The sequence below is a fragment of the Streptomyces angustmyceticus genome (assembly GCF_019933235.1).
GTDB classification, from domain to species: domain Bacteria; phylum Actinomycetota; class Actinomycetes; order Streptomycetales; family Streptomycetaceae; genus Streptomyces; species Streptomyces angustmyceticus.
The window spans coordinates 1,073,900-1,088,889 of record NZ_CP082945.1 but is presented as its reverse complement, the minus strand read 5'-3'; the positions used below and the strand labels follow the sequence as shown (position 1 = coordinate 1,088,889).

General features: G+C 67.9%; 14 protein-coding genes and 3 pseudogenes. 7 read left to right on the top strand and 10 right to left on the bottom strand.

Annotation, left to right across the window (positions count from 1 at the left end; translation table 11 throughout):
- The first annotated feature begins 36 nt into the window (after positions 1 to 36).
- Genes K7396_RS05290 through K7396_RS05280 form a run of 3 tightly spaced genes read left to right on the top strand, consistent with a single transcriptional unit; the run spans position 37 to position 3,979 of the window.
- Positions 37 to 663, top strand: coding sequence for a flavoprotein (locus tag K7396_RS05290; protein ID WP_086719656.1), 627 nt, complete (start codon positions 37 to 39; stop codon positions 661 to 663).
- Between the two features lie 11 nt (positions 664 to 674).
- Positions 675 to 3,272 (top strand): class III lanthionine synthetase LanKC, encoded by a 2,598-nt coding sequence (lanKC, locus tag K7396_RS05285; protein ID WP_086719657.1) that lies wholly within the window; start codon positions 675 to 677, stop codon positions 3,270 to 3,272.
- Positions 3,272 to 3,979, top strand: a complete 708-nt coding sequence (locus K7396_RS05280; protein ID WP_223659664.1) for a GAP family protein — start codon at positions 3,272 to 3,274, stop codon at positions 3,977 to 3,979. Before lanKC ends, K7396_RS05280 begins: the two co-directional genes overlap by 1 nt.
- Before the next feature lie 1,060 nt (positions 3,980 to 5,039).
- Here the strand turns inward: K7396_RS05280 and K7396_RS05275 are convergent.
- On the bottom strand, positions 5,040 to 5,177 hold the full coding sequence (locus K7396_RS05275) for a hypothetical protein (RefSeq protein WP_174887014.1): 138 nt from the start codon (positions 5,175 to 5,177) through the stop codon (positions 5,040 to 5,042).
- Positions 5,178 to 5,183: 6 nt separating this feature from the next.
- On the opposite strand from K7396_RS05275, the gene K7396_RS05270 reads away from it, so the two are divergent.
- Entirely contained in the window at positions 5,184 to 5,414 is a 231-nt protein-coding gene (locus tag K7396_RS05270) for a LuxR C-terminal-related transcriptional regulator (RefSeq protein ID WP_086719665.1), read from the top strand.
- 68 nt (positions 5,415 to 5,482) lie between these two features.
- Here the strand turns inward: K7396_RS05270 and K7396_RS05265 are convergent, their stop codons facing one another.
- Positions 5,483 to 5,863 carry a hypothetical protein gene (locus tag K7396_RS05265; RefSeq protein ID WP_086719659.1) on the bottom strand — a complete coding sequence of 127 codons (381 nt, stop codon included), beginning with the start codon at positions 5,861 to 5,863 and terminating at the stop codon, positions 5,483 to 5,485.
- Positions 5,864 to 5,898: 35 nt separating this feature from the next.
- Entirely contained in the window at positions 5,899 to 6,396 is a 498-nt protein-coding gene (locus tag K7396_RS05260) for a hypothetical protein (protein ID WP_086719660.1), read from the bottom strand.
- A gap of 649 nt (positions 6,397 to 7,045) precedes the next feature.
- Between K7396_RS05260 and K7396_RS05255 the strand changes: the two genes are divergently transcribed.
- Positions 7,046 to 7,216 carry a hypothetical protein gene (locus K7396_RS05255; RefSeq protein WP_158101164.1) on the top strand — a complete coding sequence of 57 codons (171 nt, stop codon included), beginning with the start codon at positions 7,046 to 7,048 and terminating at the stop codon, positions 7,214 to 7,216.
- Positions 7,217 to 7,416: 200 nt separating this feature from the next.
- Here K7396_RS05255 and K7396_RS05250 read toward each other — a convergent pair whose 3' ends face one another.
- From K7396_RS05250 to K7396_RS05240, 3 genes and pseudogenes are all read right to left on the bottom strand, one after another.
- On the bottom strand, positions 7,417 to 8,031 hold the full coding sequence (locus K7396_RS05250; RefSeq protein ID WP_233476838.1) for an NAD-binding protein: 615 nt from the start codon (positions 8,029 to 8,031) through the stop codon (positions 7,417 to 7,419).
- Positions 8,032 to 8,990: 959 nt separating this feature from the next.
- Positions 8,991 to 9,281, bottom strand: a pseudogene (locus K7396_RS05245) (NAD-binding protein); the annotation flags it as partial.
- A 594-nt stretch (positions 9,282 to 9,875) separates the two neighbouring features.
- Positions 9,876 to 10,133: pseudogene (locus tag K7396_RS05240) on the bottom strand (potassium-transporting ATPase subunit B); the annotation flags it as partial.
- 16 nt (positions 10,134 to 10,149) lie between these two features.
- On the opposite strand from K7396_RS05240, the gene K7396_RS05235 reads away from it, so the two are divergent.
- On the top strand, positions 10,150 to 10,308 hold the full coding sequence (locus K7396_RS05235) for a LapA family protein (protein ID WP_167392804.1): 159 nt from the start codon (positions 10,150 to 10,152) through the stop codon (positions 10,306 to 10,308).
- Positions 10,309 to 10,314: 6 nt separating this feature from the next.
- Here the strand turns inward: K7396_RS05235 and K7396_RS05230 are convergent, their stop codons facing one another.
- Both K7396_RS05230 and K7396_RS05225 read right to left on the bottom strand, forming a co-directional pair.
- Positions 10,315 to 11,325 carry an aldo/keto reductase gene (locus K7396_RS05230; protein WP_086719661.1) on the bottom strand — a complete coding sequence of 337 codons (1,011 nt, stop codon included), beginning with the start codon at positions 11,323 to 11,325 and terminating at the stop codon, positions 10,315 to 10,317.
- Between the two features lie 604 nt (positions 11,326 to 11,929).
- Positions 11,930 to 12,436 carry a hypothetical protein gene (locus K7396_RS05225; protein ID WP_223659663.1) on the bottom strand — a complete coding sequence of 169 codons (507 nt, stop codon included), beginning with the start codon at positions 12,434 to 12,436 and terminating at the stop codon, positions 11,930 to 11,932.
- A gap of 651 nt (positions 12,437 to 13,087) precedes the next feature.
- On the opposite strand from K7396_RS05225, the pseudogene K7396_RS05220 reads away from it, so the two are divergent.
- A pseudogene (locus K7396_RS05220) lies at positions 13,088 to 13,369 on the top strand (MFS transporter); the annotation flags it as partial.
- A 112-nt stretch (positions 13,370 to 13,481) separates the two neighbouring features.
- Here the strand turns inward: K7396_RS05220 and K7396_RS05215 are convergent.
- Both K7396_RS05215 and K7396_RS05210 read right to left on the bottom strand, forming a co-directional pair.
- Positions 13,482 to 13,700 carry a hypothetical protein gene (locus tag K7396_RS05215; protein ID WP_152105101.1) on the bottom strand — a complete coding sequence of 73 codons (219 nt, stop codon included), beginning with the start codon at positions 13,698 to 13,700 and terminating at the stop codon, positions 13,482 to 13,484.
- Positions 13,701 to 13,814: 114 nt separating this feature from the next.
- Positions 13,815 to 14,972: an NAD(P)-binding domain-containing protein gene (locus tag K7396_RS05210; RefSeq protein ID WP_086721246.1), complete on the bottom strand. Its 1,158-nt coding sequence runs from the start codon at positions 14,970 to 14,972 to the stop codon at positions 13,815 to 13,817.
- Positions 14,973 to 14,990 lie beyond the last annotated feature (18 nt).

Here is a 14,990-nt window from a genome sequence, read left to right as displayed (position 1 = left end):
CCACAACAACGCAAGCAATGGAAGGGACTTGAATCGATGCCCCGGTTCGACCAGAGTGAGGCGGCGAGGGCGCGAGAAGCCAACCTGTTCCTCGTCGCCACCGGCACACTCTCCACCGCGCACCTGCCGTTCTGGCTCAACTGGTTGTCGGCGAACCGCCCCCACTACAAGGTGACGGTGGGGCTGACTGACTCAGCGGAGCACTTTGTCAGCGCATCGGCCCTCGCCGCGATGACTGAGACGCCGGTCGTCTCCAATACCTGGGAGACGACGACCGGCCGACGGGAGCCGGTGCACACCCGGATCGCGGCTGACTACGATGGCATCATTGTCTTCCCCGCGAGCGTCGCCTTCCTGTCGGGAATGGCATCGGGCGCGGGCACCTCGCCCTTCTTCCTCGCCGCGCTCGGCACCAGTGCCCCCGTGGTGATCGCCCCGTCTTTCCCACCCGGGGTTGCAACGAACCCGATCATCACCGACGTGCTGGCCCGCCTCGACGACGTCCCGAACTATCACCTCGTCAAGACCCAGAAGGGGACGAGCCGTTCCACGGGCGCCGACGCCGAGGTGACCGCCCCCCTTTGGGACGTGATCGGCACCTTCGAGTCGGCCACCACCGTGGCGTCGGGTACAGAGACCGCAACCGCACCTGTAAACGCGTAAAGAGGTTGGGCATGGAGCACTTCTTCTATACCTTCACCGATCCCGACTCATACGACGATATCGCTCGCTGGAAGGCCGACCCCAACGATGCCAGGTTCCGAGCGATGCGGTGCGGGCTCGTGCCGGTCACTCACGCTGACGGGTGGCAGTACTCCCAGCATGGCATCTGGACCGTCTGCCGACCCGGCGGCGAACCCGTCACCGGTCAGGGGTGGAAGATTCATGTCGCCGTCACGCCCGACACCTTCGAGACACTCGTGGAGAAGGTCTCGGCGTTCTGCTTCGCGCGCAGCGTCCCCTTCAAATTCCTGGCACGGTACGAGTACGCGTGGCTGATCAACGCCAAGTACGCGCCCCGGCAGGGCAGCGGCAAGGGATTCGCCCTCTACCCGGCTACCGAGGAACAGTCCGTTGCCCTGGCCGGCGAGCTCGTCGGCCTGCTTGCGGATACAGAAGGCCCGCGCATCCTGTCCGACCTTCAGATCGACCGGGGCGTCGTCCACGTCCGGTACGGTGCCTACACCCGTCGGCACTGCCGCACCGACGAGGGCAAGGTGATCCTTGCCCTCGAGCACCCCGACGGTCACCTCGTCCCCGACCGCAGGTCCGTGCCGTTCAAGGCCCCTTCGTTCGTGGAGATCCCGGACGCGTTCAAGCCGCCAGTGCCCACTGCGGACGGGCCGGTTCCCCCGTACCTCATCGACAAGACGCTGCACTTCTCCAACAGCGGCGGCGTCTACCTTGCCACTGACCGGAACACCGGCAGGCAGATGGTGCTCAAGGAAGCCCGGCCCTTCGCCGGATACGACCTGATAGGCGGCGACTCGGTCACCCGGGCCGTCAAGGAATACCACGCGATGCGGACCTTCTCCGCACTGCCCGGAATCCCCGCGGCGTACGATCAATTCAGCTGGCAGTCGCATGTCTTCACTGCGATGGAATACGTCGAAGGGGTCACCCTCCAGGAGTGGTGCGCCGCCAGGGTTCCCTTCCTCGTCCGCCCCAATCCGTTCGATCCGCCGACACCCGAGGACATCAGGGCCTACCGCGAGGACGTCTCCGCCATCGTCGGAAAGGTCCGTGGCACGCTAGACGCAATCTGGGATCGTGGCTACGTCTTCGGGGACCTGCACACGGGGAATGTGATGGTTACCCCTGACCTCGATGTCAAGCTCATTGACCTGGAAGCCTGCCTTCCGCAGGATGCTCCGCGGCCCTTCCCCGGTGCGCCAGGTTTCACCGACTTGACCAGGACCGGGCGAGCCGCGGACGAGTACGCCCTGTGCATGCTGGAACTCTCCTGCTACCTGCCCCTCACCCACCTGATCCGGATGGATGGGGCCAAGCTGCACCAGCTCGTCGAGACCTGTCGGACCTGGTACGGCCTGCCGCAGGAGTGGGCGGACCGCGTCCGACGCGTTGCTCGACCCGCGGGTACCGCAGCCGACGGCCCGGTACGGATCGCCTCCAGCCACCTCGACGACTCGCTCGGATTCGAGACTTGGGCGTCGCAAATCGTGACCGGGCTTCGGGCCACCATGGACCAGGACCGTACCGACCGCCTCTTCCGGGGAGACTTCACCGGGTTCTCCCTCTCCCCGGCCTCCCTGGCCACGGGGGCGTCCGGAGTGCTGTGGTCACTGCTGGGCACCCGGGGCCTCGATGCACCCGATCTCACGGAGAAGGTGGCTGACTGGATCGCAGTCCGCGGCCGGGAATCGGCCGCCAGGCTCGATTGTGGCCTCTACGACAGCGAGCTGGGTGCCGGTTACGTCCTGTGGAAGGCCGGGCGGCACGACCATGCCCAATGGCTGGTGGAAACGAGCCTGGCGAAGGAACGCCGCGGCAGTGGGCTGAGTATCTTCAGTGGCCTCGCTGGCGTCTTCCTGGCCACGTCCGAGATGTCATCGGGTGTCGACCCGCTGGTGCCGGAGGGACTCCCCGAGGAGCTCGGTGCCGAACTCACCAAGCAGGCACGGGCATACCTCGATCAGCTTAAAAAGACCAGCCAACCGGACGTGTCGCACTTCGGCCTGATGCATGGCGTCGCGGGCATCGGGCTGGCCGTCCACCGTTATGGTCTGCGCACCGGCGATACCGCCGCGGTCGACCTCGCCCGGGAGCTGCTGGAGTTCGAGCTCTCCGGTTTTGTACGGTGCGCGGACGGCTCCCTGCAGTTCAACGATGCGGGGCGTAGGAGCCTTGGGTATGTCGAGGTGGGATCCTGCGGCGCTGCCCTCGTTCTGGCGGAGCTCACCCGTCACGAGGGCTGGACCTCGGCACAGGCTTCTGTACTGGATCTGGTGCGGGCGAACGGACCTGAACTCATGGTCCAGAGCGGTCTGTTCCGTGGCCGTTCGGGCTTCGTCGCGGGTCTCGCCACACTTGCCCGGAGCGAGCTTGCCGAAGAGCAGGCCCGCGCGTTCGTTGCCCGGCACATGCAGCAGCTGGGCCTGCACGAGATCCGGCCGCGTGAGGGCGAGCTGCACTTCCCGGGCTCGCGCAACTTCAAGTTGTCGAGCGATCTGCGGACAGGCAGCGCGGGCGTCCTCACCGGCGTGGCATTTGCCTCCGGCCGCCGGGACAACTGGCTCCCGGGGGTCTTCTAGTGGGCGTCCTGGGCCAAGTTCTCCCGTTGGCTCTGGTGGACACCCTGAGCGTGTCCACCCTGGGTATTCCGGTTTGGTTCCTGCTGACCCCGCGTGCGCTGCGGGTGGCGAATGTCTTCGGCTACCTGCTGATCGTCGCCTTCGGTTATCTGGTGCTGGGCGTTCTGATGCTGAGCGCACTGTCGGCCGTACGCGAACCTTTACGTTCTGCATTGGACTCGCCCGCCGGGGACACGGCGATGGCAGTGAGCGGCGTAGTGCTCATCCTCATCGGGGTCTGGTACGGACTTCTGAGACGTGAGAGAGCGAGGGAGGGGCGCTTCGCCCGATGGCGGGAGGCGGCGGTCGGCGCATCGGCCACGGCCCGCAGCGTGATCGCGGTGGCTCTGGTGGCTGTGGCGCTGGAGATCGCCACGATGTTCCCGTATCTCGCGGCGATCGATATCCTCGGCCGTGGCGACCGTCCTTGGCTTGCACAAGTCGCCGTGCTGGCGTTGTACTGCGTGGTCATGATCGCCCCCGCTATGCTGATGGCGCTCTGCCGCCTCATCTCTCAACGGGCGGTGCAGCCTGCCCTGCGCCGGATCGACCACTGGCTCAAGGCCAATGCGCGGGAGAACACGGCGTGGCTTTTCGCGCTGGTGGGCTTCCTGCTCTTGTCTGGCACGACGCTGTACGAAAGGGGCATGGATCTCCTGTCTCGGTAGTTCCAGTGCCCGTTGCGAACGGATCGATCACATGCGCCGGTGAAACCCCACATCAGGCGTCAGGGGCTGTGGCTCCACCAGGTCGAGGTTGTTCTGATCGAAAACGTAGTGCTCGACATAGAGTCTCTGGTTGTCCGGGCTCGGGTCACGACGAAGCAGATCGGCTGTCCCGGCTGTGGAGTGCTCTCGGGCAGGGGACAAAGCCGGTACGTGCGCCGGCTGGCGGACAGCACGGTCGGCTACCGACGGGTGGTGATCGAGTTACAGATCCGCCGGTTCTGGCGCCTGGGGGTGCTTCCGAGCCCGTGGGTCGGCACCTTTCAGTGGTATGCGGCGGCCACGGAGGTGGCGGTCGGAACCCTGGTCCTCTCGGCGCTGTACGTGCCGTATACGGACCAGCGGATGTTCACCGGGCCCACCCACCCCGGCGGCGATTGCGCACACTGTCGACGACGCCCGTCCGCGCGATCTGCTCTTCCTTGTCCCGTCTCCTGGTCGCGATCGTCGTCATGGGCGCGGTCCCCGGGCCGGCGCTGGACGCGATCAACCCGGGCCCGGCACCTCGTCGATCCGGCTATGTCACCTGAAGCTGGGGATGTTTGGACTCCCAGAGGCAGCTGTACTCTGGTCCCACAACTGGCACCGGGCCTCGGCCCCGGACGCTGTGAAGCTCTGGACCACGCCGTGCCCCTATGGCCCTGGGAGCTGGCCCTGTTTCTCGGCGTAGCGCCGCCGATGCTGACTTTGTGCTGACTTGCTGACCTGGAAACGCCCTCTGACCTGCAACGATGCCTTGCCGTGTCTCTTCGGCTTCAACATGTACGCCATGATGCAGTCTTCCCTAAGGGCAGCGGAGGCGAAGTGCGCGGGCAGACTCCGATGTCGCCAGAGTGTGCCCGCTCGGTGGCGGGGCTCGTCGCACCACGGACCACCGCGTTTCCTCGACGGTGGCGCACAGCGTGTCGGGGGCCGGTCACGCGAGTCGCGATCAGGTAACGGGCGCGCTCGGGTGAGGGCTCATTGGCGATACGGCGCACCAAGGCGTCGCGCATCTCGTCGATCAGCGCGGTGAGTTCGTCCCGGCTGAGCACATCGCGTGCTGGCGGTAGCCCACCAGATCGGCGGCGGGGCCGGCGCCGGGCCGGTCGAGGTAGGTGTTGAACTCGGCCAGCAGGGTCGCCATCGCCACGGCGAACACCCGCCGATGGTCCTCAAGCGGCACCGAAGCAGCGGTGTGGCCCGGGAGCTGCGCATCGCGGAGCGGACGGTGAAGGCCCACATCGCGCGGATCTCGGACAAGCTGGGTCAGCAGACGCGGTTACAGGCCGTGGTGCTCTCCGTACTCGTTCACCACGCGCTGTGCGCCGACACGCACTGCGAATGCCGCCACGCGGCGACGGCGGCTGTGGATCCACCGCTGCCGTCCGCCTCGTGACCGACGGCCCTGGGCGGCTCAGCGGCCTTCCCCTGTGGGAGGGCCGCTGAGCCGCGAGTGCTCGTGTGCTATCCGGCGGCGGCTTCGAGGGGGAACGTGAAGGTGTGGGTTTCCTCGCGTGTGCCGTCGAACAGTGTGAGATGCAGGGTGACCGAACGGGCGTTCGCGTACGGTCCGGGCTGCACCGAGAGGGAACCCTCGGTGGCGCTCCCATCGGGTGAGAGGCCGAAGGCTCCTCCCGAATCGAGGTATTCGTTGCCGACGTCGTCGAGCGCTTCCAGGGCGAGGAAGACGTACGGTTCGTGGTCGCCGACCTCGTTCTCCTCGTCGGGTTCGCTCTGGGGAAGAGGGGGAGTGAGGTGGTAGCGCAGCTCCATGTGTTCGGTGGTGGCGGCGAAGCCCTCGATGGTCAGCTCGTGGCGTCCGCCCAGAACGGGAACGTTCTTCATCCGGCTCATCTCCCCTTCTGTCCCCGCGTGCGGGATCAGGCCGAGGGTACCTTGCAGGTGATCGTGCGGTAGGCCCCTGACCTCGGGTGGCTGATGCTCTTCACCAGCCAGAAGAAGCTGATCTCGTCGTTGGTCTTGATGGTGAAGTTATGGCCGCTGCCCTTGCGCTGGTAGCTCTTGATGCTCGAGTGGAAGTCGTAGCTGCTCGAGCGGGTGTGGGGACCGTAGGGCGGGTTGATCTCGTGGCCGGAGACGAAGGCTTGCGGCATAGAGACCCTGACCAGGGAGCCGAGGTTCCTCTTCGCCGCAGCGGTCAGTTTGAAGCTCCAGGTGAGCCGGCCGTTGGGCATGCGGGAGAACTTCACGTTGGAGACGGAGTGCTTGAACTCGCCCTTGCACTGACGGACGGAGGCGGCCGGGGCAGCCGGGGCGGCCGGGGCGGCGGCGACGCCGGTCCCGGCGAGGCCGCCGAGGAAGACAGAGCTGAACAGAGCAAGCGTCGTGGTCCTGCGTATCGCGGTCCTGATGGTCACGCGGGAATCCCCCTCTTCGCATGGGTTGTCGAAGCTGACGTCATGGAGCTTATGAGGGGGCGTAATGGGACGGTATTGTCTCTTCGGGCAGTGTCCCGAAGGGCAGTGTCCTTTGGTTCGACGGCAGTTGCCACTCAGGCAATGGCGCCGCGCCAGGCGGTTCGGGTCCGGGCGGCGGCCTCGTCACCTTCACCACCGCGGGTCGCAGCAGACCATCGCCCCATGCCGTACCCCGGTTGGTCCACGGCGTCCAGGCCGCGCATCCTGGTGAGTGTGAAGAGGCCGTGGCTTATCCGTACCTCGGGCGCGGGGGCACATTGTCGCCTGGCAGACGGTCAGGAACGGCGTGTGCGTGCGGCCTTCATGACAGGAACCTCCATCGGCGGGCGTCGCCCGATCCCTCGGGCACCTGGCCCATGGCACCGGGAGTCTCGCCCGCGGTGTGGAACGAGCCGCTCGTGCCAGAGCCCGAACCGGCATGCGGGTAGGCCGCGCCGGGCTGAAGGGCACGGTCGGACTGTCCGGCTACGGGCCGCGGGCCGCACGCCGCACGGCGGCCGCCATACAGGATGTGCCCGGCCAGGCCACCACTGCGGCCAACCAGCTCAAAGACCGCCTCGATGCCGCGTGCGAGACATAGGGGCCGCAGATGCGGGACTTCGCGCACGCGTCCCGGTTCTCCACCAGCCGTGTCGACGACCTGCCCCAGCAGCACCCCGATATCGGCTGGCCCGCGCTGCGCACCCTGAGCAAGGGGCAACGCTCTCCACTCGCCGCTCTGTGCACCGGACGGGGACGGCTCCGTCCTGAACGGCTGTAGATCGTTCGGACTGGTAGGCCCCGGCGTTATGCGTCCCGTCACGGGGCCGGGGCCTGCCCGCGCTCTCCACTCAGGCACGGGACGGAAGGAGGCTAGCCCGCCGGCGGTCACCTCATGACCCGTCCGGGCGAACGCGCACCGAAGCGCACGTCCGCACGCGGTCGAGTGCCGCGTTGACGACACTGAATCCGGCGGCCCTTTCAGACGCGTGGTGCCGTCGGATGCGGCTGCACCCCCGTCATGAGGAAGTCCAAGCCGCGCCGGGTCGATGCGACCACGACCCGGTCGCCCGCGCGCAGCATGCGGCCGTGCGGGGGGCGCCAGTCGAAGCCGGGACGGTCGAGGCGGAGGCCGCCGAGCGTGTCCGTCGAGCGGGGAGAAGCCGGCTCAAGAGCGGAGCCCACGGCCAGGACGCGCCACTCGTTCTCGCGGAAGGCATGGTGAAGGGAGCGGCCCTCCAGTTCGGGGTGGCCGGCGACATCCACGGTGGTGAAGAGGAGGGAGCCACGTTCGACCGGCATGACACCCAGGACATGACGGCCCATCATCGCTGCCGCGAACGACGGCGCGGCGAGGGCCGACACGCTTCGGCTGCGGGTGGTGGCGTCGGGGTAGGAGGCACGCATCGTGCGGGAGACGGTGGCGGCGAAATCATCGTCGTAGAGCCGCATCACCACCCGGACTTGAGGGTTGGCCTCGCGCGCGGCCATGACGATGTCGAGGTTCTCACCGTCCTCCCGGGTGAGCGCGAGGGGGGACTTGCTCCGGCGGATCCGGGCACGTCCGAGAACCCCAGGGGCGCCGGCGTCCTCCAGCAGCAGGGGAACGCCGAGTTCGCGGGCGAGGGCGACACCCCGGCGTGCGGATCACGCTCTATGACGACCATCTGGTGGGCGGTGGTGCGCAGTTGGGCCAGCACGCGGGTGCCGATCTTTCCGAGGCCGACGAGCACGATGTGGTCGGCCAGGTCCTCGGCCGGCGGGTGCCCCACGGAGCCCTTGCGGAAGGCTTCGGTGGCGTTCATCGTCGCGGCCACCACCAGCGGCAGTACGGCCAGTCCGACGAAGCCGGCGATCAGTTGCAGTACGCGGCGGGCGGGGGTCTCGTCCGTCGCCGGGTCGCCCATCGTGAAGATGCCCAGCAGCGGCAGATACAGCGATTTCCACAGCGGGCCGGTCTCGGCGATGGCCGTGGCGACGGCCAGCACCAGCATGATCGCGGCCAGCGCGCCGAAGACCGCGAGGACCTCGCGGGAGAGGAACACCTTCCACGGCAGATGCGCGAGCCGGTCCCGCAGCCAGGCTCCGTAGCTGCGCCGGTCGCGCGGCGGAGCCTCGGGCCGATGGTGGTGGGTGACCTCCTCCAACATCAGCCGGCCGTGGGTGAACTGCCGGTGATAGGCGGTGAAGGTGTCGGGCAGCAGCTGAGTGCCCTCTTCACCAGGCGTCTCGTGGCTGTCCTCGCTTGCCGGGTCGTCCTGGTGGGCGCCGGAGAGCACGGCCAGCGTGGCCAGGTCGGCGGACTGGGACGGCATCCGCGCGGGGCGTACCACGCCGCGGAACACCTGCCCCTCCACCTGGAGGGTGTGCCCCTGCCCGACCGCGGCGGCGGCCACCAGCTCGGGCACCGCGGTATCGGTGTCGGACAGCACGGTGGCCGACATGTCCAGCGACGCGTCGTCAGACCGGTCGAGCGCCAACACTGCCCGGTCCAGCAGCCGTTCGAGGTGGCTGCCCCGCTCGCGGTGGTACATCCGGATGACCAGGCGGATCGTCGGGTTGAGGGTGCGGGCCAGCAGCGCGGCGGTCACATTGACCTGGTCGTCGCGGTAGGTGAGAGCGAGCGCGGCCGCCCGCTCGACCCCCGCGGCACGCAGCGTCTGCTCGTCGGGGCCGGCGGCCACCAACAGTTCGACCGGCGACTGCGGATCACGGTGTAGCGCCGCGATCTCCGGCGCGTGCCCGTCGCGCCGCGAGGGCAGCACGACGGTGACCACCTCGCCGCACACTCCGTCCAGGGTTACGGCCAGCCGGTGGGCGAGCCCGTCGTCGCCGCAGATCACCATGTGCCCGGACCGTTGCCCAAAGGGCATTCGTGGGTGGAGAGTTGACGTCACGTCATCAAGATTGTCTCGACCGGACGCACGGTTCCGGTGCGCACACCAGCTCGTCGTCAAGGTTGCGTATGGACGGAACCGGGTGGCTCTCAGTGTGCTCCGCTGACGCCGGCTCGTCCCATGCCAAGCCTCTATGCCGTCCCGTCCAGCAAAGCGGTCAGATGGGCGGGGCGTTCTTCGATCACGAGGTGTCCGGCCCCGGGGACCAGACCCAGCTCGGCGCCGAGTGTGCCGCGCGCTGCCGGACCGAGCCGCCGCGGATGCCTTCTCGATCAGCTCGCTCGGCCACGCTCCGTACAAGGGCAACTGGTTGTTGAAGAAGATGCGTTCGTCCGCATGAAGACCGGGCTGGCCCGGGCGTCCATCAGCAGGACCCGATAGCCGGCGGTGATCAGGGCCGCGGCCAGCGGCAGCGAAGAGGCGGCATGGACGTTGGTGCCAGGGACGAACATGACCGTCGTCGGGCCGGAGCCGGCGAGGGCCACCGCGTGTGTGCGCTGTTGACTGTCACCGTCTTCCGTTCGTGCGGTATCGCCCAACCGCTCAGCCCAGGCCCGGGATGTGGGAGACGAGAAGGTCGATGAGTCTGATGCCGATGAACGGGGCGACGAGGCCGCCGAGTCCGTAGCGGGTGAGATTGCGGCGGAGCAGGTCGTGGGCCGACGCAGGGGTGTAGCGCACGCCGCGCAGCGCCAGCGGGATTAGCGCGACGATGATGACCGCGTTGAAGATGATCGCTGAGGTGATGGCCGAGGCCGGGCTGTGCAGACCCATCACGTTCAGGTCGGTCAGACCTGGATGCCCCGTTCCGCTGCGCGTGGCCCTGCTGCCGGCCGCGGTGGCGGGCATCCTGCTCACCGCGCTGGCGGGCAGCGCGCGGATCATGCAGTTGCGCGCGACCGCCCGCAAGCACCGCCGGGCCGACCACAGGGCTGTGAAGGCCGAGGCCAAGGACTCGTCGAAGGCCCGGCGGTAGCCCGGACTACCGGGAGCCCGCCACAGGCTGCGGCTTGTAGAAGGATTCCTCCAGGTAGGCGGCCTCGTGCGGCTGGTAGGGCTCCTCCAAGTAGGCGGCCTCGTCTTCGTCGAGTTCGACGTCCACCGCGGCGACCGCGTCGGCCAGCTGGGCCGGCTTGGTGACCCCGACGATGGGCGAGGTCACCGCCGGGTTGCGCATGACCCAGGCCAGGGCGACCTGGGCCGGGGACAGGCCCCGCTTGCCCGCGATCTCGTGGACGCGCTCGGCCACTGCCTGGTCCTCGTCGCGGTAGAGGATCTTGCCGCCCTCGTCGGTCCCGGCACGTGCCGTGGTGGTGTCCCGGGCCCGCGTCAGCCTGCCCCGCGCCAGCGGGCTCCACGGGATCACCCCGATGCCCTGGTCGGCGCAGAGCGGGAACATCTCCCGCTCTGCTTCTCGGTGGATGAGGTTGTAGTGGTCCTGCATCGACACGAACCGGGTCCAGCCGTTCAGGTCAGCCAGGTACAGGGCCTTGGCGAACTGCCAGGCGTACATGGAAGAGGCTCCGATGTAGCGGACCTTCCCGGACTTGACCGCGTCGTGCAGCGCCTCGAGGGTTTCTTCGATCGGGGTGTCGTAGTCCCAGCGGTGGATCTGGTACAGGTCGATGTAGTCGGTCCCCAGTCGCTTCAGGGAGGCGTCGAGCTCGGCGAAGATCGCCTTGCGGGACAGCCCGGCGCCGTTCGGGCCGGGGCGCATCCGCATCCAGACCTTGGTGGCGAGAACGACCTCCTCGCGCCGGGTGAAGTCCTTGACCGCCTGGCCGACGATCTCCTCGCTGCTTCCGGCGCTGTACCCATTGGCCGTGTCGAGGAAGTTGACGCCGCCCTCGAGGGCCTGCTTGAGCATGTCCCGGCTGGCGTCCGCGCCCAGCGACCAGGGCTCGCCGCCCCGGTCCGGCTCGCCAAAGCTCATGCAGCCGAGGGTGATGGCGGAGACTTCCAGTCCGGTCGTTCCGAGTTTGATGTATCGCATGCTTCCGAAGCTAGGAGTTGGAGTGCGCTCTAACGCAATACGTCTCGTTCCGGCGTTCGGAGGCGTGGGGCATGTGCGCCCTGTCAGGTTTCGATCGTTTCGGCCAGACGTACCAGAGAACCCAGTGGTAGTGAGTAACAAACTGTCAATTCTCGGCCGAGCGCGTGGGGCACTATTCAGCCCCCCGACGGCAAAACCGCCCTCGCGAGGCCGTCGCCACGACCGATCATCGCTCGACCACTTAGAGATTCCGCTGGTCCGGGCGGCGGTATCGCGGCACTCGCGACGGCGCCCCTACCCGCGGGATCTCTAAGTGATTCGCTTTCCGAGGTCAGCCGGGCTCGTGTCGTCCGCCTCCGGCTGATTTTCCCTCTACCTCACTTCGCGACGACTACTTCGCTGAGAGACCCTTACTGCGATTACCCGCGTGAGCGAAGGTAGCGCCATCCGAAGTAGAGCACCCCCAGTGCTCCCCCGACTGCACCGGCCCCGCACAGTATCCTCGCCCATAGGGCCATGTCTTCTGTGATCCACAGCGAACTCACTACGACCAGTGCTATGGAGAGCAAGGATCGCTCTCCATAGCCCAGGCCGCGGCGACCGGTCAGTCGCGGATGTTGGTGCACGAGTACGTTACGCCCTTCATTTTGATGTCCCGGTACCCGATCATCATGTTAAGGGAGGCGAAATCGGTACCGCCACCGCCACCGCCGCCCTTCTTCCGGCAGTAATAGCCGAGCGCGTCAAGCTTGCCGAGATCGCTCTTTGCTTGGTAATTTCTGTACGACTTCAGCATGGCCGCGCGCTTTTGTGCGGGCGTGGCGTTCTTCGCCTTCGTGTATGCGTAACAGCCGACGCTGGCGCCTATTCCCACCCAGGATGCGCCCTTGGCGAGAGCCTTGGAGAGACCTGCTGCGCCGCTGCCGATCCCCAGAACTGCGCAGATTTCATCAGCTCCGGCGGCATGTATTTGCTTTTCCGTCGTCGCCTGCGCGACCGCCGTGTCCTGGTGGCCTTCTGCCGGTGATGCAATTGCCGCTTGCGCGCTGATTCCGCACATTGCACTGGTCACGGCTAAGGCGATCGCGGTAGATATCCCCTTGCTTCGCATGCTCATGAAGTTAGCCCCCCAGTAAACGCTAAAACATCTTGATCATTACGGGAGGGACGCTACCAGCAAGGCTATATGCGCGCAATGAAAAATTTCGCTCGGTGCGTTTCCTTAACGAGGTCGGATCAGTAGATTCGGATGAATCTTACGTAAGTTCACGGACCGGGCATTTCGGTCGCGGGTGTGATCCGACGTGCTATCGGCCGCACCAATGGTGCCGCCTGCTGGGTGCCACGCACTCGCCCAGCCTCGCTCCGGTTACCTCGGCTCCATAGAGCCCACCAGCTTCGCCAGAGCCGCACGCGTCCTTGCCGCTCTCGGACGAGGCGGCCTCGGCGCGCTGACGCGCGGCGGTGACGGCGCCGTGCAGGCGTGGGGTGACGAACGTTCAAACGAGGTCGGTGAGTCGCACCGACCCCGAAGGCGATCTTGAAGATGGTCGAGGAAGCCTCCGAGGCCAAGGCATGCGCCCAGCTGTTCGTCCGCGGTAGTTCTCGTGGCGGGCGAAGTCGGGGATCTCGACGGCTTCGGTGTAGCGCAGCGGGCGGACGGTGTCGACGTTCCACACGTAGAACGGCAGCCGGGTGCGCGGGTTGGCGTGGCGGACCTGGTCGGGCCGTGGTTCATGCCGGCCGGTGTGACGCTCGCCAGCTGGTGCAGTGCGCGGGCATGGTGCTGCTCACCGGCTACACCGCCGTCGCCGCGGCGGTCAACGCCGAGGTGTTCCCCGCGCGGGTGCGTGCCGCCGGGGTCGGCTTCCCCTACTCCCTCGCCGTCGCCCTCTTCGGCGGCACGGCCCCCTACGTCGGCACCTGGTTCAAGCAGGCCGGCCACCCCGACCTCTTCCCCTGGTACGTGGCCCCGCTGTGCCTCGTCTCGTTCCTCGTCTGTCTGACGCTTCCCGAGACCTCCCGGCAGAAGCTGGACAGGTAGCGCGACGGAACGGGGCGGGCGGACCGGGCCCGCCCGACCGAGCCCGGCGGCACACGTGAAGGCGCCGCCCCTCCCGGGACGGGGAGGAGCGGCGCCTTGGGGATGAGGTCTGTCAGATCAGCCAGCCCACGAGGTGCAGGACGTGGGCCAAGAGAGAGGTGAGGATGTCCATCGGGATCTTCTCCTTGAAGTTGTGGGACTCAACTCCCCGGCACAGCAAGGGGTTTGGGCCGGAGGCGTGGTAACGGTCTGCAGCCCGCCGCTCGCGCCCCGTCATCATCGCCCGTTGCTGTGAGTCAATTGAAGCCCCTCCCTTTTCGAGAATGTGCACCGGAAAACAGTTGCTCCCGGGGGCATCTGTTCGTCTGCGGGTGCTCGCGGAGGGAGGGGGACGGGGCTTCGGGGGAGGCGGCCCCGGGGGCTTCCGGGCTTTGAAGACAGGCGTCTAGGACGCGAGACTGCCGGCCCACTCCCGCTCTTCCTCGGCCGGCTGTTCCGTCGCGGCGAGCAGCCGGCCGATGCCGGCGGCCGCGGCGCGTCCCGCGCGGTGGGCTCCGATGGTGCTCGCCGACGGCCCGTAGCCGACGAGATGGATCCGGGGATCGCGCTGGGCGCGGGTGCCGTCCATCCGGATGCCGCCGCCCGGCTCGCGCAGGCGCAGCGGGGCGAGATGGTCGATGGCCGGGCGGAAACCGGTCGCGTAGAGGACCGCGTCGGCCTCGACCGTGCGTCCGTCCTCCCAGCTCACGCCCGTGGGCGTCAGGCGCGCGAAGAGCGGCAGCCGCTCCAGTACGCCGCTCTCCCGGGCCCGCCGGACGGCCTCGGTCATCGGCAGCCCGGTCACGCTCACCACGCTCTGCGGCGGCAACCCCTGCCTGACCCGCTCCTCCACCAGCGCGACCGCCGCCCGGCCCTGCTCCGCGCCGAACGGCCCCTCACGGAACACCGGCGGCCGCCGCGTCACCCAGGTCGTGGCGGCCGCGACCCGCGCGATCTCCGTCAGCTGCTGTACGGCAGAGGTTCCGCCGCCCACCACCACGACCCGCGCACCGCGGAACTCCTCCGGCCCCTGGTACCGGGAACTGTGCAGCTGGCGGCCGCCGAACGACTCCTGCCCGGGAAACCGCGGCCAGAACGGCCGGTCCCAGGTCCCGGTCGCGTTGATCAGGGCCCGCCCCGCATAGTCCCCCTCCGACGTCTCGACCAGCAGCCGGCCTCCCCCGAGAGCCTTGCCGGCGTCCGGCCCAGGAGACTCCCCGCCGCCCTCGCGGACGGCCGTCACGCTCACCGGCCGGTGCACCCGCAGCCCGAAGGTCCGCTCGTACCGCTCGAAGTACGCGCCGATCACCTCGGACGACGGGCGCAGCGGATCGGCGCCGGTCAGTTCCATGCCCGGCAGCGCATGCATCCCGTGCACCTTGTCGAACGTCAGCGTGGGCCACCGGAACTGCCAGGCCCCTCCCGGCCGCGGGGAGTGATCGAGAACCACGAAGTCCCGGTCCGGTACGTAACCGACCCGCCGCAGATGAAAGGCGGCGGCCAGGCCCGCCTGTCCGGCGCCGATCACCACGACCTCGACCTCGCGCACCCCGGTGTAGTTCATGCTTCACCTAACCGGGGG

Coding starts and splice junctions, on each gene's coding strand:
- K7396_RS05290 (WP_086719656.1), top strand. CDS start 37: ATGCCCCGGTTCGACCAGAGTGAGGCGGCGAGGGCGCGAGAAGCCAAC.
- lanKC (WP_086719657.1), top strand. CDS start 675: ATGGAGCACTTCTTCTATACCTTCACCGATCCCGACTCATACGACGAT.
- K7396_RS05270 (WP_086719665.1), top strand. CDS start 5,184: ATGGTCCTCAAGCGGCACCGAAGCAGCGGTGTGGCCCGGGAGCTGCGC.
- K7396_RS05265 (WP_086719659.1), bottom strand. CDS start 5,863: ATGAAGAACGTTCCCGTTCTGGGCGGACGCCACGAGCTGACCATCGAG.
- K7396_RS05255 (WP_158101164.1), top strand. CDS start 7,046: ATGCGGGACTTCGCGCACGCGTCCCGGTTCTCCACCAGCCGTGTCGAC.
- K7396_RS05230 (WP_086719661.1), bottom strand. CDS start 11,325: ATGCGATACATCAAACTCGGAACGACCGGACTGGAAGTCTCCGCCATC.
- K7396_RS05225 (WP_223659663.1), bottom strand. CDS start 12,436: ATGCGAAGCAAGGGGATATCTACCGCGATCGCCTTAGCCGTGACCAGT.
- K7396_RS05210 (WP_086721246.1), bottom strand. CDS start 14,972: ATGAACTACACCGGGGTGCGCGAGGTCGAGGTCGTGGTGATCGGCGCC.